This is a genomic window from Streptomyces sp. NPDC001714 (assembly GCF_042892755.1).
Lineage (GTDB): Bacteria > Actinomycetota > Actinomycetes > Streptomycetales > Streptomycetaceae > Streptomyces.
The window spans coordinates 205,827-225,420 of the sequence record NZ_JBIAUL010000004.1 but is presented as its reverse complement, the minus strand read 5'-3'; the positions used below and the strand labels follow the sequence as shown (position 1 = coordinate 225,420).

Sequence of the window (19,594 nt, the reverse complement as noted above, 5' to 3'; positions counted from 1 at the left end):
ACCCATGAACATCGCAGCGAACAACGGGGTCTGGTCCGGCAGCTGGGTCGCCGAGCGGCTCGGCGTCGAACTCGTGGGCGACGACGGCCTGACGGCCCTCCTCGGCCTCGCCCTGCGCCGCAACCCCAGGCGGGCCCACCTCCTGGTCTCCAACGTGCTCGGCAAGCACGTACCGCAGTCGCCGTCCTTGGTGTACGGGCATGGCTTCGCCCTCGGCCGACGGGTACGTGACCTGCTCGGCGAGGCGGAGGCCGGGCAGTCGGTCGTCCTGGGCTACGCCGAGACGGCCACGGGCCTCGGACATGCGGTGGCCGACGGCATCGGCCTCGCTCCCTACCTCCACTCCACCCGCCGCCCGGTCCCCGGGGTGACCCCGGCCGGCGGCTTCGAGGAGTCCCACTCCCACGCGACGTCCCACCTGCTCCTGCCCGAGGATCCCGCCCTGCTCTCCGGCGACGGCCCCCTGGTCCTCGTCGACGACGAGTTCTCGACCGGCAACACGGTCCTGAACACGATCAGGGACCTGCACGCCCGTTATCCGCGGAAACGTTACGTCGTGGTGGCTCTGGTGGATATGCGCTCGGCGGCGGACGCGGGGCGGCTGACGTCGTTCGCCGAGGAGATCGGCGCCAGGGTGGACCTGGTGGCGGCGGCTTCGGGGACGGTGAAGCTGCCCGAGGGTGTCCTGGAAAAGGGACAGGAACTGGTGGCGCGGTACGAAGAGAGTGCCGCGAAGGGTGAGCGGACGGGTGCGGCGCCGTCCGGGCCGGTCGCGCAGTTCCCCGCGCCCCCGCAGGGCGTTGCCCTTGAGGCCGACTCCCAGTCCACCCACCCGGGGGCGCGGGGCCGTGTTGAATCTGCGGCTGACGCCGCGTGGGCGCGACCAGCCCCCACCGGCCCGCAGACGACCGACAACCGCACCACCCCCCACCTCACCCGCATCGACCTGCACTGGCCGCACGGCCTCCCCGACGGCGGGCGGCACGGCTTCACCCCGGCCCACCGCAGACGCCTGGAGTCGGCCCTCCCCCTCATGGCCGCGAGGCTCGCCGAATCCCTGCCCCCCGACGCCCGCCGCGTGCTCACCCTCGGCTTCGAGGAGCTGATGTACGCCCCCCTCAGAATCGCCCGCGAGCTGGAGGCCCTGGTGGCCGCAGAGGTGCGGTACTCCACCACCACCCGCTCGCCCGTCCTGGCCGTCGACGACCCCGGCTACGCCATCCGCAGCCGCCTCGTCTTCCCGGCCCACGACAACCCCGCCGACGGCCCCGGCGAGCGCTACGCGTACAACGTCGCCGGCGCCGGCTTCGACGCCGTCGTCCTGTTCGTCGACTCGGCCGGCGACACCCCCGAACTGCACGCCGCCGACGGCCTCCTGGACCGGCTCGGCGCGCATGCCCCGCACGTCCTGCTCGCGGTTGTACCGTCGTACGTCCCCGCGCTACCCGAAGAGAGCCCCGCCATGCTGCCCGAGCCCCTCCGCGGCCCCGCCTTCTCCTCGTATCCGCCGGAGGACGTCGGCTGGCTGCTCCAGGACCTCTCGGACGTCACGCTGGAGGCGCCGACCGAGGAGCGCGAGGAGGCGATCCAGAGCGGCGGCGCGCACTACGCCGAGTCGCTGCCGGTGGAGTACCAGCCGAGCGAGCAGTACCAGGCCCTCTTCCACGCGGCCCTGGAGACCTCGGCGGCGCGGCTCGCGGAAGCGGTCGGGGTGGTCACCGAGACCGTGCTGGCCGAACGGTCGCCGCGCCCGGTGCTGGTGTCGCTGGCGCGGGCCGGCACCCCGGTGGGCGTGCTGATGCGCCGCTGGGCGCAGTTCCGGTACGGCGTCGACCTGCCGCACTACGCCGTGTCGATCGTGCGCGGCCGCGGCATCGACGCGAACGCGCTGCGCTGGCTGGCCGCGCACCACGACCCGCGGGACGTCGTCTTCGTGGACGGCTGGACCGGCAAGGGCGCGATCACCCGGGAACTGGCCGACGCGGTCGAGGAGTTCGAGGCGCGGTCGGGCGTCAGCGGGTTCGACCCGGAGATCGCGGTACTCGCCGATCCGGGGTCGTGCGTGCGGACGTACGGCACCCGGGAGGACTACCTGATCCCCTCCGCGTGCCTCAACTCGACCGTCTCCGGGCTGATCTCACGCACCGTGCTGCGGGCGGACCTGGTCGGTCCCGACGACTTCCACGGCGCGAAGTTCTACCGCGAGCTGGCCGGGGCCGACGTGTCGGTGGCCTTCCTCGACGCGGTCGCGGCGCGGTTCACGGAGGTCGTGGACGCGGTGGACGCGGCCGTGAAGGAGCTGGCCGTCGCCGATCGCACACCGACCTGGGAGGGCTGGGCGGCCGTCGAGCGGATCAGCGAGGAGTACGGCATCCACGACGTGAACCTCGTCAAGCCCGGTGTCGGCGAGACCACCCGGGTGCTGCTGCGCCGGGTGCCGTGGAAGATCCTCGCGCGGGCCGGGGCGGGGGCCGACCTCGACCATGTGCGGCTGCTTGCGGAGCAGAGAGGGGTACCGGTGGAGGAGGTCGGTGAACTGCCGTACACCTGTGTCGGGTTGATCCACCCCAAGTACACGCGCGGGGCGACCGGCGCCGACGGCCGGGCGGTGAACGTCTGATGGCGGTGCTCGTCGCGAGCGACCTCGACCGTACGCTCATCTACTCGGCCGGTGCCCTGGCGCTGACCATGCCGGACGCGCGGGCGCCCCGGCTGCTCTGCGTCGAGGTGCACGAGGCCAGGCCGCTGTCCTACCTGACGGAGACGGCCGCGCAGTTGCTGACCGAGCTGGGGGACGCGGCGGTCTTCGTGCCGACGACCACGCGGACCCGCAAGCAGTACGAGCGGATCAACCTGCCGGGGCCCGCGCCGAGGTACGCCATCTGTGCCAACGGCGGACACCTGCTGGTCGACGGGGTGTCCGACGGGGACTGGCACGCGCGGGTGCTGGCGCGGCTGGCCGACGAGTGCGCGCCGCTGGACGAGGTGCGGGCGTATCTGGCGGAGCACGCGGATCCGCTGTGGCTGCGCAAGCAGCGGGTCGCCGAGGACCTGTTCGCCTACCTGGTCGTGGAGCGGGAGCTGCTGCCCGAGGAGTGGGTGAAGAGCCTCGCGGTGTGGGCGGAGAACCGCGGCTGGACGGTGTCGTTGCAGGGGCGGAAGATCTACGCCGTGCCGAAACCGCTGACGAAGAGCGCGGCCATGCGGGAGGTCGCGCGCAGGACCGGGGCCGAGTCGACGCTGGCCGCCGGTGACTCCCTGCTGGACGCCGACCTGTTGCTGGCCGCGGACCGCGGCTGGCGGCCGGGGCACGGGGAGTTGGCCGACGCCGGGTGGACCGGGCCGGCCATTGCCGCGCTTCCGGAGCGGGGAGTGGTTGCCGGTGAGCGGATCCTGCGGGAATTCCTGACGGCGGTCCGTACCGCGGGTTAGCCGCAGCAACCGCCGCCGCAACAGCCCCCACCGGAGCCGGCGGGGGCGCCGGAGCCGGCGGCGGGCGCGGCCGCCGTGCCCCCCACCGCCACCGTCGACAAGAGCTTTACCGTGTCTTGATGTCCCTCCGGGCATGCTGCCGGAGCCGATGACTCGGCCATGGGGCGGGACAGTTCGAAAGTGTCGCCGCAGGTGCGGCAGCGGTACTCGTAGCGGGGCATGAGGGACAGGCTAGCGGCAGCGACGCGGGAGTGACGGGCATCACTGCACCTCAGAATTTCATGAGTGTTCCTTTCTGTCCGATACTTGTGCGGAGATATTGAAAAGATCGCTGATAATTTGAGCTGGCCGCGAGGAGCCAAAAGACCGGGGGAAGAGGGGGGCTCGAAGCGCCGCGCCCGCCGCGGCCCTGCCACCCGTCGTGTCTACCTGCGCGCGCAAGACCGAGTGCGAGGGGAGACGCAGTCGTGACGGACGCAACGGAGCGGACGGGCGACCCGGAGGACGGCCATGACCGGGCCGGATCTCGGGATCGAAAGCCGTTCCAGCCGGACGCGACCCTGCATCTGCAGGTCGACGGCCTGCGTGCGGAGCATGCTCTGTGGCAGAAGGGCGAGGACGCCCAGCGTGCGCAGGAGGCCGCACGGCGGAAGGCGGAGGCCCTGTGGAACGAGCTGCACGCCCTGCGGGCCGAGGACGCCGCGGCCGCGAAGGCGGGGGAGGACGCGGGCGCGCGCCGCGGTGAGGGTGACGCCCCGGCGCCTCGTGAGGGGGCGCGGCGGAAGAAGCCGGATGCGCCGGTGCACGACGAGACCCTGCATCTGAAGGTGGACGCCCTGCGGGCGGACGTCACGATGCAGATCCGGGTGCCCGAGCAGCGGCAGCCGGAACCGACGGCCGCCGGCGGCCGTGCCGAGCGGCGCCGCAGCGCCCGCCCGTCGCCGCGGGAACGCGTACTGGAGGCAGTGGCGAGGTTCCGGGCTCTCGTGGGGCCCCGACTCGCGCCACTGGCGCCGTACGCGCGGAAGCTGCGGCCGCTGTACCCGCGGCCCGGCCGGACCGGCTGGCGGCGCTGGGTGCCGTCCTGGCGGCAGTGGCTGGGGGCCTGGCTGGGGGGCATCGGGCTGACCGGACTGTTCCTCGTGGTCGCCTACGCCGCGACGGACATACCCTCCAACCTCAACACGTACGCCACCCAGCAGGACAACGTCTACTTCTGGTCCGACGGGACGCCGATGGCCAGGACCGGCTGGGTGCAGCGGCAGGACATGCCGCTCAAGGACATACCCGTGGACGTGCGCTGGGCGGTGCTCGCGGCGGAGAACGAGAGCTTTTACACCGACCCCGGTATCTCGGTCAAAGGCATAGCCCGGGCCCTGTATCGCACGGTCGGTGAGGGGGACACCGAGGGCGGTTCCACCATCACCCAGCAATACGTGAAAAACGTTTATCTGACGCAGAATCAGACCATAAGCCGCAAATTCACCGAGGCGATGATCTCCCTCAAGCTCGACAACAAGATGAGCAAGGACCAGATCCTGGAGGGCTACCTCAACACCAGCTGGTTCGGCCGGGGCACCTACGGCATCCAGCGCGCCTCACAGGCCTATTACGGCAAGGACGTCAGCCAGCTGAACGTCAGCCAGGCGGCCGTGCTCGCCTCGCTGCTCAAGGGGGCCGGGCTCTACGACCCGACGCTCGGCAAGGCCAACCACAAGCGCGCGGTGGAGCGCTGGTCCTGGATCCTGGACCGGATGGTCAAGATCGGCAAGCTGTCGCCGACCGAGCGGGCCAAGTACCAGAAGTTCCCCGAGCCGATCGCGACCAGCAAGGTCTACGACACCGGCAACCAGAGCGACTACCTGGTGGAGCTGGCCCAGCAGTACGCCAAGAAGTCCGCCCACATCTCGGACAAGCAGTTCGACCTCGGCGGATACCAGATCTACACGACCTTCGACCGCAAGAAGGAGGGCACGCTCACCGACGCCGTGACCAAGGCCCGCAAGGACGCCAAGGAGAGCGACCCCAAGAACGCCGCGGCCGCCCACTACGGCGCCGCCTCGGTCGCGACCGACGGGCGGATCGTCGCCGTGTACGGCGGACCCGACCACCGCACGCAGGGCTACAACGAGTCCAATGCCACCACCGTCCCGGCCGGCACCTCCTTCCTGCCCTTCGTCTACGCGGCCGGGCTGCAGAACGGCGTCCACAAGGAACGCGGCGAGGCCGCCACCGACGTCCTGCCCGGGACGCTCTACGACGGCGACGACAAGGTCCCGGTCACCACACCCGACGGACCGTACTGGGACCGCAGCGGCAAGAAGGTCTACGCGAGGAACGACGACGACAAGTCCTACGGGCAGATCAGCCTGGACAACGCCCTCGCCCGGTCCGTGAACACCCCGTTCATGCAACTCGGCATGGACACCGGCCTCGAGAAGGTGCGCGCCACCGCGGTGGCCTCCGGACTGCTCTCCGAGAGCATGGGACCCCAGGTGCCGGCGCTGTCCATCGGCAGCTCCACACCCAGCGCCATCCGGATGGCGAGCGGATACGCCACCTTCGCGGCCGGCGGCAACCACACCGAGCCGTACTCCGTCTCCAAGATCACCCGCAACGGCCGCCGGGTCGCCCTGGACACTCCCCAGCCGACCCGCGCGGTCCGCGACGACGTGGCCGAGGACGTCGAACAGGCGCTCACCGAATCGTTCCGTCTGGCCCACCCGACCACCGCACTCACCCACGCGGCGGCCGGAAAGGCCGGCAGCACCCACGCCAGCGGCAAGGACACCGCCGCCTGGTATTCCGGCACGCTCTCGAACGTGACGACGTCGGTCGTCGTATACCGCATCGACCTGAACAAGTCCCTGGAGCCGCTCCCGCTCCAGGGAATCGCCGGATCCGGCACCGACAACGTCCCGTACACGGTCTGGGAACAGGCCATGGGCCTCGACTGACCCCCGAGGCCCCGACGCTCCCCACGCCATCCACCCGCAGAATGAGCCGAGCATGAAGCCCCGCACGAAGCCGACAACCGGCGGCCACCGCCGCAAGGCGCCCGCCCGCGACCGCCGCCCAGCCCGCCCGGAGGTCATGACCCTGGCCGCCTTCCTGGTCGTGGCCTCGCTCGTCGCGGGCTACCTGGTGCTCACCAGACAGGACGACACCGCGCCCACTGCCGCCGGGACCACGAAGGCCTCCCCGTCGGCGTCGGCCTCGCCGAAGTGGGACGGCAAGACCAAGATCCTCGGCGACGGCTCGACCTCGTACACCGGGCCGCAGAAGGACCAGCTGAAGCCCGAGAAGCTCAAGCCGGGGGAGAAGCCGCCCCAGTTCGTCGTCTTCTCCTGGGACGGCGCGCTGGAGGGCTCCGACCATCTCTTCTCGCACTACCGGGAGATGGCCAAGGAGTACAACGCCCACATGACCTTCTTCCTCACCGGCATCTACCTGCTGCCCAAGAGCAAGAAGACCCTCTACACCGGGCCGATGCACAAGCCCGGCGACGCAGCCATCGACTACGCCACCGACGAGCACATCCGCACCACCCTGGAACAGCTGCGCGAGGCCTACGACGACGGCAACGAGATCGGCACCCACTTCAACGGCCACTTCTGCGAGAAGAAGGGCGGCGGTGACTGGAGCGTCGAGCAGTGGAAGAGCGAGATCGACCAGTTCTACGAGTTCGTGGAGAACTGGAAGACCAACACCGGCTTCAAGGACATCCCCGCCCTGCCCTTCGACTTCAAGCAGGAGGTCGTCGGCGGCCGCGCCCCCTGCCTGGAGGGCCAGCCGAACCTGCTGAAGGCCCTGCAGAAGTACGGCTACAACTGGAAGTACGACGCCAGCTCCCCCGGCGACTTCCAGATCTGGCCCTCCAAGAAGGACGGCCTCTGGAACTTCCCGCTGGAGATGCTCCCCTACCCGGGCGGTGACTACCAGGGCCTGTCGATGGACTTCAACTTCCTCTACAACCAGTCCAACGGCGAGACCAACGGCGACCCCGCCAAGTACACCGAATGGGAACAGCAGACCGCCGACTCCTACATGGACGGCTTCAACCGCGTCTACTACGGCAGCCGCGCCCCGCTCTTCATAGGCAACCACTTCGAGAACTGGAACGGCGGCATCTACATGAAGGCCATCGACCAGATCATCCCGAAGATATGCACCAAGAAGGGCGTCAAGTGCGTCTCCTTCAAGGAACTCGCCGACTGGATGGACGCCCAGGATCCGGCCACCCTCGCCCGGTTGCGCACCCTGGACCCCGCCCAGGCCCCGGCGGACTGGTCGAGCATCGTGAAGTGAGCGTCGTACCGGCTCCTGCCGGCCGGTCCAACTCGGCGCGACAGCAAGCGCATTCCAATCGTGCAACCCCCTTCACAGGAGTCACACACGCCGTGCGAAGATGCCGTCGCCCGGTAGAGGTGTACCGGCGTAGAGGGGAACATCATTGAAATCCAGAAAACTGAGCCGTAAGCGCAGCCGTGCGGCCATAGTCACGGCGGCGGCCGCCTCGGTCGTCGCCGGCGTCGCCCTCGTGCCCAACTGGAGCGCGGGCGCGGCCGTCGTCGACGACCCGACCGTGGACGCCGCGACCAAGGCGACCTTCCAGAAGCTGGCCGACGCGGTCTTCACCGACCGCACCCAGGCCCTCGTGCAGGGTGCCTCGCAGAAGAAGCAGACGTCCCGCTTCTCCGGCGACGTCCGGCTCTCCAGCACCCAGTCGCGCGACGAGAACGCGGCGCTGAGCCAGCTGCGCGGCCGCCAGAGCAGCATCGCCAAGGCCGGCGAGACGTACAGCGCCGGCAGCACCCAGGTCACACTCGACGCGACCCGCGTGACCGGCCGCACCGCCAAGGCCGACGTCACCGAGACCACGACGCTGACCTACGCCAAGGCCGCCGGCGGGACGCCGAAGACCACCGGCTTCCAGGCCCACCACGAGCTGACCTTCAAGGCCGACCGGCAGGGCACCTGGCAGCTGACGAACATCCAGGACACCGACGACGGCGGCCTCGCCGTCAACACGCTGTCCAAGCCCTCGGTCAAGGCGCCCGCCACCGGCGACGACGGCAACACCACACCGGACGCCCCGCGCGCGGCCACCACCCGCAACCCGACGCCCGTGCCGAAGACCCTCACCGGCGGCACGTACGACTACAAGGCGATGGCCACGTACGCCGAGACGTACTGGAGCAACTACAACACGGCCTACCCGAACTTCAACGGGCACGCGGACGGCGGCGACTGCACCAACTTCGTCAGCCAGTCCCTCAAGGCCGGCGGCTGGAAGCACGTCCCGGGCTACGTGTACGACTACACGAAGTGGTTCGGCACCGCCGACATCCAGTCCGACTCGTTCGTCGGCGTCAACGAGTGGTCCTGGTTCGCCCAGAACTCCAAGCGGACCACCCCGCTCGCCAACGTCTTCCAGGCGCAGGTCGGCGACGTCATCCAGATGGACTTCGACCGCGACGGCTCGAAGGACCACACGATGATCGTCACGTACGTGGCCAACGGCATCCCGTACGTGACCTACCACTCCAACAACACCTACCGCAGGTCGCTGGCGAGCCTCGTCGCGTCGTACCCGAACGCGTACTACTACGCCTACCGCACCTGATCCTCGGCACCGTCATCGGCAGCCGTGAGGGCCCGCTGCTCCGCCTCGGGGTGGCGGGCCCGCCAGTACGGGTTGTCGTGCGGCAGGTTCGTACTGACCCTGCCGTACATCCCGAACACCATCAGCACCAGACCCACCACGAAACTGAACAGCACGTTCTGGATCTTGAAGGCCAGGAAGTCCGAATCCGTGTCCAGCAGGCCCAGGAACAGGAAGCCGTTCAGGATGAACAGCACCCCCAGGACCATGTTCAGCGTGGACGCGAAGTTTCCGCCGATCACCATCCCGACGAACAGCAGCAGCCCGACACAGATCGACAGCACGCTCAGCGCGCCGTTGGTGTTCAGGCCGATCGCGGTGTTGCCGCCCGTGTCGAAGAAGCCGATGTTGTCGGTCAGCCCGAGGATCCCGAAGGCCACCAGAAACAGGCCCATCAGACCCGCTCCGATCCGGTAGACCCGGTTCAGGCGGTGATCGACGGGCAGCGCCTCGTCGAAAACGATCCGCGGCCGCGACATCCCTGAACGTGCCGAATGTGCCGAGTGTGAGGCCATCTCCGCCTCCCCATCTGGATTGCGGGTCGCCTCCCAATATCCGCCCGCGCCGACAGGACGGCAAACGGCTCACGTATCCGCCCGCGCCGACGAGACGGCAAACGGCTCACGGGTGACCGGTGCCCCGGTCCTCCCGGATCTGCGCGACCGTCCGCGCCACCGACTGCCGCACCGCCTCCGTCTCCGTCAGGAAGTGCCAGTAGTCGGGATGCCGCCCCTCCAGGGTCCCGACCGCCCGGTCCAGCCGCGCCACCGCGTCGTCCAGCGGCCGCGCGTGCCGCGGATCCGGGCTGCTCCGCCCGGCCATCGCCAGCCGCTGCGCGTCCCGGATCGCGAACCGGGTCCGCTCGATCTCCGCCTGCGGATCCTTCTGCACGGCATTGAGCCGGCTCAACCGGTCACCGGCGGCGGAAACAGCCTCGTCCGTGGTGTTGAGCAGCGCCCGCACCGTCGACAGCAGCGACGTGGCGTCCGCCCACTTCTGCGCGTCCCGCGCCGCCTGCGCCTCCCGCAGCTTCACCTCGGCCTGCCGCACGTTCTCCGCCGCCTGCTGCGGCACCTGCTGCAGATCCTGCCAGCAGGCGGCCGAGAACCGCCGCCGCAGCTCACTGAGGACCGGGTCCACCTGCCCGGCCCGGGTGGTCAGCGCCTGCGCACGCGTCCGCAGACTCACCAGCCGGTGATCGATCTCCGCGGCCTGCTCCGGCAGCCGCTCGGCCTCGACCCGGATCGCCTCGGCCTCCCGCTGCACCCGCCCGGCCCGCTCCAGCGTCGCCTGCACGCCATGCTGCCCCGCACCCTGGTTGAGCCTGGTCAGCTCGGGAGACAACGCCGCCAGCCGGGCCGCCAGCTCATCCGCCCTCAACGGGGTCTTCCGCACGGCGTCGAGCGCGTTGCTGGCCGCCAGCAGCGCCTGCCGGGCCCGCTCCACGGCGGGCGCGAGCCGCGCCAGCTGCGTCTCGGCCTTGCCGAGCAACGGCCCGAGCGACTCCCCGAACCGGTCCAGCTCCTCCTTGACCCGGACCAGCTCGTCCTTGGCCCCGGAGATCTCCCCCCGCGCCCGCGCGGCCGTGGCGGCCTCGAGGTCGTCCCGATCCAGGTCATAGGCGTCGATCGCCTGGATGTACCGGTTGCTCACCTCGTCGATCCGCCGGCCCAGCGCCTCGAAGTCGGAGACGGCACGACGGGCCGCCGGCGTGTCGTCGACGGCCGAGATGGTCTCTATCGAGATCCGCAGGTCCCGCTGGGCGGTGTCCAGCTCGTAGAACGCGGTCGCCGCGGCGTCCTTGGCCGCCTGCGCCTCCGCCCGCTGACTCTCCGCCCGCCCCCCGAACCACCGCCGGGTCCCGCCACCTGCGAACGCCCCGGGCACCACCAGCACCGCCAGCAACGGCAGGCTCATCAGACCGAGGACATCCCGAAGCGGCGTGCGCCGGGCCCGTACGGGAGGCGGGTACGACTGCTCGGATACCGCCGAAGTCGCCGATGTCCCCGTCACTTCTCCCTCTCCCGTGCCACGGTGCGCCCTGTCTGCTGGCGGTCGCTGCAATTCTCCCACTCGTGAAAGACGAACACACGGGCCGGTCAGTTCGCGGTCGAGCCGATCATTCGACGACACTCCGGACGACGGGGCGGCGGGGATGGGCGGGGTCGGTCCGGATACGGGTTTGCGGGACAGCGCTCCGGGCAATGTAGGCTGTCGACTCGTCTCGGGTGCGTAGCTCAGGGGTAGAGCGCCTGCCTTACAAGCAGGATGTCGGCGGTTCGAAACCGTCCGCGCCCACGTCAGCAGAGGGCCCCGGCCGAATCGGCCGGGGCCCTCTGCTGTTCTCAGCCCTCCTTGTGCGCGTGCTTGAGCCGGCTTCGGGCGTCCATGCGGTCCGGTGCCGTGACCTCCGCCCAGAAGCGGTGGCCGCTGACGAACACCGCGAGTTCGTGCTCGCGGCGGCGAAGCTTCTCCACCTCGGCCTGTTCGTCCTCGGTCCAGCCCGGGGAGGCGGGGCGCTCCACCTTGCGCCAGCCGCCCACGTCACTGAATCCGTCCAGCGGCTCGACCGACCAGGGGAGCCGCTTCAGCAGGGCCGACAGCTCGGCCCGGACCTGATGCAGCTCCTCCTGACCGGCGAGGAGGTCACTCGGAAAGTCATAGGTCGCAGCCACGGGGCAATGGTACGCCTGTTCGATTTTAGGTGGCGAGTTTGTTCGTGGGGTTCATGTGTTCGATGCGCGGTGCCGGCGGATCGTGTCGTCACGCGCCGCCCCAGAGGTCGATCACCGCCACCAGGCAACTCCCGGTGACCACCCCCTGTACCACCGCCGTGACCCACATCCGTGCGCTCCACGCCGCCGCCGCGACGATCCCCGCGCACAGGGCGGGGCCCCCCAGGCCCGCCAGTGGGACCCACGCCGCCCCGGACGTGCCGAGCGTCAGCATGGCCATGGCTCCGAACAGCGCGACCGCCTCGAACACCACCATGGCCACCGCCGCGACCAGGTCCCCGGCCCACTTCGCGTACCGTCTGATTCCGCCGTCCACCGAGGCAGCGTCTCCCGGAGCCGCAGACTCCGCCGGTCCCGCCCTCATACCGATACCGGACCGGGACTCGACCGGTGGGTGGAGGCCCTCTCCATCGACCCGTGGGTGGTGGTGATTGGCCGGGTGCCGGAGGAGCCTTGAGGCATGGGATCACTGCACTCGGCACTCGTCGCCCTCACCGGCGTCTGTGTCCTGGTCTTCGTCGTGGCCTGGATCACGGGTGCCGTCTACTTCGGCATGAAGAGCCAGGCCGGTGTCCGCGGTTGGGTGCGTGGGCTGCGCCGTACGCTGCTCCGCCGGGTTCTGCTGGTCGCCGGTGCCTGGCTGTTCTCCTGGCTGGTCGGGCGCACCGGCGGGTTCTGGCACCGTCTGCAGTACTGGCAGCCCGAACTGGCGCTCCTGGGCGCCCTGCTCGCCGTCGCCGCCACCGCTCTGCTGCTGTGGGCCCGCTGGGTCCTGGGCACGATGTGGGCCGGTGTCCCGACGGTCCAGGACCACCACGAACTGCGTACCGGCGGGCCCTACCGGCTGGTTCGCCATCCCATATACACCGGCTTGCTCGGGCTGGTCGTCGGCGCCATGCTGGCCTGCGGCTTCGGCGTCTGGACAGCCGTCCTGGCGGTCGCCGTCCCGTGGCTGCTGAGCCGCGTGCGGACGGAGGACGCGCTCATGGCCGGCCGGTTCGGGGCCGCCTACGACGCCTACCGAGCCGGCGTCCCGGCCCTCATACCGTGGACCCGGCCGGCACGGGTCCGTCCCGGCCGGGGTGAGGCGAGCGGCAGCCCCGGGTAGGGGGCAGGGAGGCTCCGCTACGGCCGGTGGTGCACGAAGCGGACGGTCAGGTATGGCTCGCCCGGGCCCGGGGCGCGGTTCCAGGGGCGGGTGCGGAGGGTGTGCAGGCGGCCCTGGGTGAGGGCGAACCGGGGGAGGCGGACGCCGAATTCGGTTGCGAGGGCGGCCAGGACGCGGCGCTCGTGCTGCCGGTGCCCGTCGGGGCCGTCCGGCGGGAGGCGGAGGGGCTCCGGGACGGGCCCCCGGAGTTCGGTCGTGGTGCCGCGGGCGGTGACGCCGTACCGCTCCTCGCCGTTCTCGGCGACGGAGAGGTGGAAGAAGCCGGGGCGGTGGTCGCGGGGCGCATCGCTCCACACCGTGACCGTGCGGGTGCCCCGGGAGGCGGCCAGGCCCGGGGAGACGAAGCGTCGTTCGTCGAAGTTCCCGCCCGGCCGTGCTTCGAACGCGAAGCTCCAGCGGGGGCCCGCCCGGCCGACGGCGGTCAGTGCGGTGTCCGCCCACGGCGGGGCGCCTTCGGCGGCGCGGAAACGCATCCGGGCGTCCCACGGTGTCGCCGGAGGGTTGAGGGTGGGTTCGTCGTCGGGGGCGGTGATGAGGGACGGCAGCCGGGGCGGTGCCACGCCTTCCACGAGGAGGAAGCGGTACGAGGTCAGGAGGGTGCCAGGGGGTTCGTCGGCCAGCCAGGCCAGGCCCGGGGGGTCCAGGTCGGCGGTGGGCGGCGGGGTGTCGCCGGGCTGCCCGGCCCGGGGCGTGGCGAGGAGTTCCCGGCCGCGGTCCGGCGTGATCAGGGGGCCGAGGAGCGGGTCGGCGCACAGGCCCACCGGGGCGAGGTGCTCGGGGCTGAGCGGCCGCCAGCCGGGGAGGGCGGCGCGCAGGGTGTGCCAGGCCGCGTCCGTGTCGCCCCAGCGGGCCTGTTCCCGGGCCTCCTCGACGGCCGTGCCGAAGGGGCCCTCGGCGGTGTAGCGGTAGGTGCCTTCCCGTATCTGCCGCAGGATCTCGTCCGCCGCCGCGCGTATCGCGTCGGAGGCGCCCGGCAGGTCGTAGGGTGCCAGACCGCCGTCCCGGCGCATGCGGGCGTGTTCGGCCGCGAGGACGGGCACGATCTCCGGGGTGTACACCGGGTCTGTCGTCAGGCCGCGGAAGGAGACCAGGTACGTCTTGCCGAGCAGCCGGCGGATCTGGTCGTGCAGCCCCGCGGCCCGTGGCCTGCCGAAGGCGACCGCGTTCGCCAGCGTCGTCGCCGCTCGTTCGTACCCGCCGCCCAGCGCGTCCAGCCGCGCGGCCGTCACGGACTCGTCCAGGGCCCGTGTGGTCGCGTTGTCGAACACCGGCCCGCCCTGCTCCGAGTCGCCCGCCCGTAGGCGGTGGTACTCGCGGTACATCGCCTCCATGAACGTACGGAACGACCCGTACCGCGTCGGTACGTCCGCGTGCCACGGCGCCCACGTGTACACGGCCCACTCACCCGCCGCGTCCACGTCCCCCGGGTCGAGCAGGACGTAGAGGGCGTCCGACTCGACGTCCAGCTGCAGCGCCCGCCCCCACATCCCGGCGAGGAGTTCGTCCTCGGGGGTGGGATCGTCGTCCAGTTCCCCGGGGAAGTACTCGGACAGGCCAGCCGCGTCCTCGTGCCACCGGGCCTGGCCGGTGCCGGCGAGCACCCAGACGAAACCGCCCGCGTGCCGCCAGCCGTCGCTCACCGCGAGGAACGATCGGTAGGACGGCGGCAGCCGGTGTCCGAGCCGCTCCTCCAGCTCGCGTATCCGCTCTTCCGATGCGGGCGGGAACCCCAGCCAGCGCGTCCGCAGGGGCTCTTCGTCCCGCTCCGCCGCCTCCCCGTGCTGCGCGTCCGCCCACTCCCGGCTCCACCGCACCAGGAGTGATCGCCAGTCCTCGCTCGTCTCCGTCATGCCGGTGATCCTGGCAGCCGCCACTGACAACGCCCCGGCCCGCGGACTGAGATCCTGGAGGACACGATCGTGTTCCCGCCGGGCGGGAGAACGGAGCGAGGACAGGATGAGCGGGCAGCGGCAGCCGGCGTTCGTGAAGGTGTGCGGGCTCACCCGGGAGGAGCAGATCGACTGGGCCGTCGAGCTGGGGTACGACGCCGTCGGGGTCGTCGTGACGCCGAAGAGCAAGCGGTACTGCCCGCCCGACAGGGCCGTGGCGCTCGCCGACCACGCCCGGGGGCGGATCCCCGTCTTCGCCGTGGCCCTGACCCATGCCGAGACGGCCGCCGTCGCCGAGCACTTCGACGTCATCCAGATCTACGAGTCGGCCGACATCCCGAACCTCGCCCTCGCCTCCGGCACCCCGCCCGAGCGGCCGGAGGCGCTCCGGTACTTCTTCTACGACGCCAGCGCGGGCAGCGGCGTGTTCGCGGACATCCCCGGCTGGGTCGGCGAGGTGCCAGGGAAGGTGGTGATCGCCGGGGGCCTCGACGAGCACAACGTGGCCGGTGTCATCGAGGAGTTCGGGCCCTACGGCGTGGACGTCTCCAGCAGCGTCGAGACCGCGCCGGGGGTCAAGAGCCGCGAGAAGATGGCCGCCTTCGTCGCCGCCGCCCGCACCCCCGGACGTACCTCCGGGCGGAACGGCCGCTAGCGGCCGGTTTCGCGCAACTCCCTGACGATGCGGGCCGTCACCGGTACGGGTACGCCGTGCCGGTCCGCCGCGCGCAGCAACGCGCCCCCGATCGCGTCGAGTTCGAGGGGGCGGCCGGCCTCCGCGTCGCGCTGCATCGAGGACTTGGTGGCCGGCGGGAAGGCGTCGTACCGGGCCAGGGCCTGGGCCGGGTCGACGGGGGCGCCGCAGGCGCGGCTGACGGCTGCCGTCTCCGCCACGAGGGACGCCAGTTCCTCCCGGTGCCGGGTGCGGGCCTCGCCGAGGGGGAGGGCGTAGCAGGTGGTGAGGAGGGCGAACGGTGCGAGGAACGCCATCTTCGCCCAGAGGGCGGTGGTTTCGTCCTCCTGGACGCGGGTGGCCGGGCCGGCGGCGGTCAGGGCTTCGGCCAGGGCCTCGAGGCGGGGGCGGGGGACCTTGGCGCCGGCCAGGTCGATCTCCGCGAAGGGGCTGGTGTGTTCGATGACGCCGGGGGCCGTGCGGGTCGACTCGACGCGGATCACGGACGGGGCCACACGGTCGGGGGCGTAGTGGGTGCGCAGGAGCGCGGGGTGTTCCACGCCGTTCAGGAACGGTACGAGGAGGGCGTCACCGAGGGCCGCGGGCGGGATCCGGGTGAGGGCCGCGTCCAGGGTGGTGGCCTTGACGGTGATCAGGCAGGCGTCGACGGGTTCGCGGAGTGCCGTGTCGGCGTCGACGGGGGCCGTGAAGTCGCCGAACTGCGCGCTGCGGACCTGGATTCCGGTGGTACGGAGGGTGCGTGCCGTCTCCTCGCCCGAGAGGCAGAGGACGCGGTGGCCGGCGCGGGAGAGCAGGGCCGCGAGCAGGCCGCCGACGCCGCCGGGGCCGAGGACGGCGACGGTGAGGTGGGGGCCGGGGGCGTGGGGGGTGTCCGGGCTGTTCGGCATGGAGTCGTCCTCTCGTCGGTCGGCCCCGGGAGCGGTGGCCGCCTCTGGAAGATCCTCGCAGGAAGGAGGGGCCCTGCGGGAGACTGGGGACATGTGCCGGAGTATCAAGACCCTGCGTCCGCCCCTGCTGGCCGAGGAGGCCACGGAGGAGGAGATCCGTGCTGCCGCGTTGCAGTACGTACGGAAGGTGTCCGGGTTCCGGGCGCCGGCCGCGCACAATCGGGAGGTGTTCGAGCGGGCGGTGGACGCGGTGGCGGAGGCGACCGCTGCGTTGCTGGGGGGACTGGAGGTGCGGGGGCAGGCCGCTGTGCGGGGGACCGCGGGTGGCGGCTGAGGTGGGGGGCGGGAGCCCGGATCACGCCGGGCGGTGTCTTCGCATCAGGTACCCGGCCCCGGCGCCCGCGCCGAACAGCGCCGCCACCGACACCGCCGTCGCCATCCAGGTCGCGCCCAGCCACTGGGCGCCCAGCCAGCCGAGGGCGACGCTGTAGATCGCCCAGGTCAGGCCTGCCAGGGCGGACCAGGGAAGGAAGTCGCGGACGCTGCGGTGGGTCGCGCCGGCGCCGAGGGAGACGATCGAGCGGCCGGCCGGGGCGAAGCGGGCCAGCACCACGAGCGCGCCGCCGCCCCGGGAGAGGGCCTCGCCGAGACGTTCCTGCGCGTTGGTCAGCCGGCGGGAGCGGGCGATCGCGCGGTCCAGGCGGGCTCCGCCGTGCCGGGCGAGCCGATAGGCGAACAGGTCGCCGAGGACGGACGCGGTGGCCGCGCAGAGGGTCAGCGTCAGGATGTCGGACAGGGCGTGCGGCGGGACCCGTCCGGCCGACGCGCCGGTGCCCGCCGCCGCTGCCGTGGCCGCGGTGATGACGAGTACTCCGCTCGGCAGGACCGGGAGGAACACGTCAAGCAGGACGGAGAGGGCCACCATGGCGTATATCCATGGCCCGGCCTCCAACGACCCCATGCTTTCCCACACGACGGTTCCCCCGCGATTGTCCTGGTGCGCCCCCCGACGACAGCCATACAGCGTACGCCGGTGGTGTGACAGCGGTGTCACGGGGGGTTCGTGTGTTCGGTAAAGGGTTGCCGCGGAAGGGGCGTGCCTGTGCCATGCGGTGTCATACGCCGACCGGCGCGTGCCGTTCGGCCGCCGTCGGCTGCTCCGGGTCCGCCTCCGTCCGTGGTTCCCCCTCGGCCGCGGCCGTCCGCAGCACCGCCCGCGCTATCGCGTCCGCGTCCGACAGGGTCACCGAGTCCACGCCGGGCCGGGCTCCCGCCGCGGTCACCCAGTGCACCCCCTCGGTGGGCACCCCGAAGGCGAACCGCCGTGCGTGCGGGCGGCCGTGGCGGTCGAGGAGGCGGTACGGGCGTGGTGTGACGTCGACGCCTCCGGTCTCGTGGCCGTCCACCACGTGGGGGCGGCACGCGCCCTCGCGGAGCAGGCCGGCCAGCAGTTCGTCGGCGGTGCGGCGCAGGTCCGGCTCCGGGAGGCGGGCCTCCACGACGGTGGTCACGCGGACCTCCGAGCCGGGGACCTCGGGGGAGCGGGCCACCCAGGCGCCGTCCTCGTGGTCCACCTCCATCCCCGGGCCGAGCACCTCCACCACGCCCGCCGCCAGCAGCGCGGCCAGCTCCTCGACACGGCGGCGGGGCGGGCCGATGGACAGGAACGCGTTGAGCGGGGTGTACCAGCCGTCCAGGTGGGCCCGCCGGGAGGCGCCGGCCAGGCCGCCGTGGTCGACGATCAGCCGTATCTCGTTGCGCAGGTCGCGCAGCACGTCCAGGGCGGCCTTGAGCGGGCCGCGCACGTTGCCGAGGGCGGCCTGTGCCGCGTCCTCGCGCAGATATCCCAGGAGCCAGGCCCGCCACTGCGCGGGGTCGGCGAACTTCCGGTCACCGTACGGGTGCTGGAGGCGTTCCCAGGACCAGCGGTCCGTCTCGGGTACGCCGTGGGCGTCGAGCAGGGCCGTCTCCGCGCGCCAGCCGTCCGCCGCGAGGAAGCGCGCGGTGAACTCCGGGTCGCCGGTCAGGGTGGAGTAGTAGACCGTCTCCACCTCCTTCGCGACCTGTGGCCAGATCTCCGCGAGGAAGTCGGGCGCCGCGCCGGAGTCCGCGCGGTCGCGGAAGCCCGCGATCACCTCCGGGGTGAGGAGGAGCGGGGTGTGGCGGCCGTAGGGCCCCTTCGCGTTGTCGCCGCGTGCCTGGTACGGGACGCCGCGCCGGGAGCCCGCGTACAGGCGGGGCTCGCGGCCGGAGGGGGTGTAGCGCAGGGAGCCGTCGGGTGTGCGGGTGAAACGGCCGCCCCGGCCGGTGGTCAGCAGGGCAAGGTGGTCGAAGAAGTTGAGGCCGAGGCCGCGCAGCAGCACCGGTTCGCCGGGCGCGAGCGGGGTGAGGTCGATGTCGGCCGGGTTGGCGGGCGGGATGTGCCGCAGGCCGTGCCGGGCGGCGTGGGCGGAGAACCGGCGTTCCGTGGCGGACGGCGTCGCCGGGAGGTGGCCCTGGGCCAGTACCACCGCGGCCAGGCCGGGCAGCGTGCTGCCGTCGTCGAGGGTGAGCGTCTGGCGGCCGTGGGGGGCGTCGGCGGTGCCGGGTTCGTCGTCGAGCCGTACGGCACGGGCGCGGTGGGTCTCGACGCGGACCGACGCCGGTGCCCGGGAGACCGTCCGCGCGAACACCCACTCCAGGTAGCGGCCGTAGTGGGCGCGGGTCGGGTAGTCGTCGGGGTGCAACTCGCCGTCGGCCGTGGCGGTCGCCCACGCGTGCAGGCTGGGGCCGGGCAGGACGGGGCCCGCGCAGTCCACGCTGTGGTCGGTGAACAGGGTGACCTGGCTCGCCACGGTGTTCATCAGCAGCTCCGCCGACTGCGTCGTACGCCAGACCCGGCCGGGGCCCGGTGGCGCCGGGTCGATCACGTGGACCGTGAGGCGCCGTCCCGGGGGCAGCAGTTCGGGGGCGGAGGCGCAGAGGCGTTCCAGGACGCTGGTGCCGCGCGGGCCGGCGCCGACCAGGGCGACGGAGACCGGCACGGACTCCTGGGGGGAGGAGGACAAAGACGTGACTCCCGGGCGAGTGGGGGGCGCAGGGCAGTGACACCGCCCGCACGGGATCAGGAAGCGGACGGTCCGCC

The 19,594-nt window shown here is 71.9% G+C and carries 17 protein-coding genes and 1 tRNA gene; 9 read left to right on the top strand and 9 right to left on the bottom strand.

Annotated elements, in window-relative coordinates; translation table 11 throughout:
• The first annotated feature begins 4 nt into the window (after positions 1-4).
• A complete protein-coding gene (locus tag ACFY0P_RS12650) occupies positions 5-2,620 on the top strand; it encodes a phosphoribosyltransferase (RefSeq protein WP_388910631.1) in 2,616 nt (871 codons plus the stop codon).
• Entirely contained in the window at positions 2,620-3,432 is an 813-nt protein-coding gene (locus tag ACFY0P_RS12645) for an HAD family hydrolase (protein WP_388910628.1), read from the top strand. Before ACFY0P_RS12650 ends, ACFY0P_RS12645 begins: the two co-directional genes overlap by 1 nt.
• On the opposite strand, the gene ACFY0P_RS12640 is transcribed toward ACFY0P_RS12645, so the two are convergent.
• Positions 3,429-3,653, bottom strand: coding sequence for a zinc ribbon domain-containing protein (locus tag ACFY0P_RS12640; RefSeq protein ID WP_388910625.1), 225 nt, complete (start codon positions 3,651-3,653; stop codon positions 3,429-3,431). The genes ACFY0P_RS12645 and ACFY0P_RS12640 overlap by 4 nt on opposite strands.
• Before the next feature lie 633 nt (positions 3,654-4,286).
• On the opposite strand from ACFY0P_RS12640, the gene ACFY0P_RS12635 reads away from it, so the two are divergent.
• The 3 genes from ACFY0P_RS12635 (at position 4,287) to ACFY0P_RS12625 (ending at position 9,058) form a co-directional block, all read left to right on the top strand.
• Positions 4,287-6,389 (top strand): transglycosylase domain-containing protein, encoded by a 2,103-nt coding sequence (locus ACFY0P_RS12635; RefSeq protein ID WP_388911454.1) that lies wholly within the window; start codon positions 4,287-4,289, stop codon positions 6,387-6,389.
• 52 nt (positions 6,390-6,441) lie between these two features.
• Complete coding sequence (locus tag ACFY0P_RS12630; protein WP_388910622.1) at positions 6,442-7,740, top strand: hypothetical protein; 1,299 nt, start codon at positions 6,442-6,444, stop codon at positions 7,738-7,740.
• Positions 7,741-7,885: 145 nt separating this feature from the next.
• On the top strand, positions 7,886-9,058 hold the full coding sequence (locus tag ACFY0P_RS12625; RefSeq protein WP_388910619.1) for an amidase domain-containing protein: 1,173 nt from the start codon (positions 7,886-7,888) through the stop codon (positions 9,056-9,058).
• Here the strand turns inward: ACFY0P_RS12625 and ACFY0P_RS12620 are convergent.
• Both ACFY0P_RS12620 and ACFY0P_RS12615 read right to left on the bottom strand, forming a co-directional pair.
• On the bottom strand, positions 9,046-9,612 hold the full coding sequence (locus tag ACFY0P_RS12620; protein ID WP_388910616.1) for a DUF4383 domain-containing protein: 567 nt from the start codon (positions 9,610-9,612) through the stop codon (positions 9,046-9,048). The genes ACFY0P_RS12625 and ACFY0P_RS12620 overlap by 13 nt on opposite strands.
• A gap of 106 nt (positions 9,613-9,718) precedes the next feature.
• Positions 9,719-11,014 carry a hypothetical protein gene (locus tag ACFY0P_RS12615; protein ID WP_388910613.1) on the bottom strand — a complete coding sequence of 432 codons (1,296 nt, stop codon included), beginning with the start codon at positions 11,012-11,014 and terminating at the stop codon, positions 9,719-9,721.
• A 309-nt stretch (positions 11,015-11,323) separates the two neighbouring features.
• Here ACFY0P_RS12615 and ACFY0P_RS12610 point away from each other — a divergent pair.
• Positions 11,324-11,395 (top strand) — tRNA-Val (locus ACFY0P_RS12610).
• Between the two features lie 47 nt (positions 11,396-11,442).
• Here ACFY0P_RS12610 and ACFY0P_RS12605 read toward each other — a convergent pair.
• Together ACFY0P_RS12605 and ACFY0P_RS12600 are read right to left on the bottom strand one after the other, a co-directional pair.
• Positions 11,443-11,772, bottom strand: coding sequence for a hypothetical protein (locus ACFY0P_RS12605; RefSeq protein ID WP_388910610.1), 330 nt, complete (start codon positions 11,770-11,772; stop codon positions 11,443-11,445).
• Between the two features lie 88 nt (positions 11,773-11,860).
• Positions 11,861-12,148, bottom strand: coding sequence for a hypothetical protein (locus tag ACFY0P_RS12600; protein WP_388910607.1), 288 nt, complete (start codon positions 12,146-12,148; stop codon positions 11,861-11,863).
• Positions 12,149-12,292: 144 nt separating this feature from the next.
• On the opposite strand from ACFY0P_RS12600, the gene ACFY0P_RS12595 reads away from it, so the two are divergent.
• Complete coding sequence (locus tag ACFY0P_RS12595) at positions 12,293-12,940, top strand: methyltransferase family protein (protein ID WP_388910603.1); 648 nt, start codon at positions 12,293-12,295, stop codon at positions 12,938-12,940.
• A gap of 17 nt (positions 12,941-12,957) precedes the next feature.
• On the opposite strand, the gene ACFY0P_RS12590 is transcribed toward ACFY0P_RS12595, so the two are convergent.
• The gene (locus ACFY0P_RS12590; RefSeq protein ID WP_388910600.1) at positions 12,958-14,850 is read right to left on the bottom strand and encodes an SMI1/KNR4 family protein; all 1,893 of its coding nucleotides are present in this window, start codon (positions 14,848-14,850) and stop codon (positions 12,958-12,960) included.
• A gap of 106 nt (positions 14,851-14,956) precedes the next feature.
• On the opposite strand from ACFY0P_RS12590, the gene ACFY0P_RS12585 reads away from it, so the two are divergent.
• Complete coding sequence (locus tag ACFY0P_RS12585) at positions 14,957-15,544, top strand: hypothetical protein (protein WP_388910597.1); 588 nt, start codon at positions 14,957-14,959, stop codon at positions 15,542-15,544.
• Here the strand turns inward: ACFY0P_RS12585 and ACFY0P_RS12580 are convergent.
• On the bottom strand, positions 15,541-16,470 hold the full coding sequence (locus ACFY0P_RS12580; protein ID WP_388910594.1) for a ketopantoate reductase family protein: 930 nt from the start codon (positions 16,468-16,470) through the stop codon (positions 15,541-15,543). The two genes, ACFY0P_RS12585 and ACFY0P_RS12580, sit on opposite strands and share 4 nt — an antisense overlap.
• A gap of 91 nt (positions 16,471-16,561) precedes the next feature.
• Between ACFY0P_RS12580 and ACFY0P_RS12575 the strand changes: the two genes are divergently transcribed.
• On the top strand, positions 16,562-16,804 hold the full coding sequence (locus tag ACFY0P_RS12575) for a DUF2277 domain-containing protein (RefSeq protein WP_388910591.1): 243 nt from the start codon (positions 16,562-16,564) through the stop codon (positions 16,802-16,804).
• Between the two features lie 21 nt (positions 16,805-16,825).
• Here ACFY0P_RS12575 and ACFY0P_RS12570 read toward each other — a convergent pair whose 3' ends face one another.
• Together ACFY0P_RS12570 and ACFY0P_RS12565 are read right to left on the bottom strand one after the other, a co-directional pair.
• Complete coding sequence (locus tag ACFY0P_RS12570) at positions 16,826-17,395, bottom strand: DedA family protein (protein WP_388910588.1); 570 nt, start codon at positions 17,393-17,395, stop codon at positions 16,826-16,828.
• A gap of 190 nt (positions 17,396-17,585) precedes the next feature.
• A complete protein-coding gene (locus ACFY0P_RS12565; RefSeq protein ID WP_388910585.1) occupies positions 17,586-19,517 on the bottom strand; it encodes an FAD/NAD(P)-binding protein in 1,932 nt (643 codons plus the stop codon).
• Between the last annotated feature and the right edge of the window lie 77 nt (positions 19,518-19,594).

Excerpts from the sequence above, each read along its gene's own strand:
- ACFY0P_RS12650 (WP_388910631.1), top strand. The coding sequence starts at position 5 with ATGAACATCGCAGCGAACAACGGGGTCTGGTCCGGCAGCTGGGTCGCC.
- ACFY0P_RS12645 (WP_388910628.1), top strand. The coding sequence starts at position 2,620 with ATGGCGGTGCTCGTCGCGAGCGACCTCGACCGTACGCTCATCTACTCG.
- ACFY0P_RS12640 (WP_388910625.1), bottom strand. The coding sequence starts at position 3,653 with ATGCCCCGCTACGAGTACCGCTGCCGCACCTGCGGCGACACTTTCGAA.
- ACFY0P_RS12635 (WP_388911454.1), top strand. The coding sequence starts at position 4,287 with ATGCAGATCCGGGTGCCCGAGCAGCGGCAGCCGGAACCGACGGCCGCC.
- ACFY0P_RS12630 (WP_388910622.1), top strand. The coding sequence starts at position 6,442 with ATGAAGCCCCGCACGAAGCCGACAACCGGCGGCCACCGCCGCAAGGCG.
- ACFY0P_RS12620 (WP_388910616.1), bottom strand. The coding sequence starts at position 9,612 with ATGGCCTCACACTCGGCACATTCGGCACGTTCAGGGATGTCGCGGCCG.
- ACFY0P_RS12615 (WP_388910613.1), bottom strand. The coding sequence starts at position 11,014 with ATGAGCCTGCCGTTGCTGGCGGTGCTGGTGGTGCCCGGGGCGTTCGCA.
- ACFY0P_RS12595 (WP_388910603.1), top strand. The coding sequence starts at position 12,293 with ATGGGATCACTGCACTCGGCACTCGTCGCCCTCACCGGCGTCTGTGTC.
- ACFY0P_RS12590 (WP_388910600.1), bottom strand. The coding sequence starts at position 14,850 with ATGACGGAGACGAGCGAGGACTGGCGATCACTCCTGGTGCGGTGGAGC.
- ACFY0P_RS12585 (WP_388910597.1), top strand. The coding sequence starts at position 14,957 with ATGAGCGGGCAGCGGCAGCCGGCGTTCGTGAAGGTGTGCGGGCTCACC.
- ACFY0P_RS12580 (WP_388910594.1), bottom strand. The coding sequence starts at position 16,470 with ATGCCGAACAGCCCGGACACCCCCCACGCCCCCGGCCCCCACCTCACC.
- ACFY0P_RS12575 (WP_388910591.1), top strand. The coding sequence starts at position 16,562 with ATGTGCCGGAGTATCAAGACCCTGCGTCCGCCCCTGCTGGCCGAGGAG.
- ACFY0P_RS12570 (WP_388910588.1), bottom strand. The coding sequence starts at position 17,395 with ATGGTGGCCCTCTCCGTCCTGCTTGACGTGTTCCTCCCGGTCCTGCCG.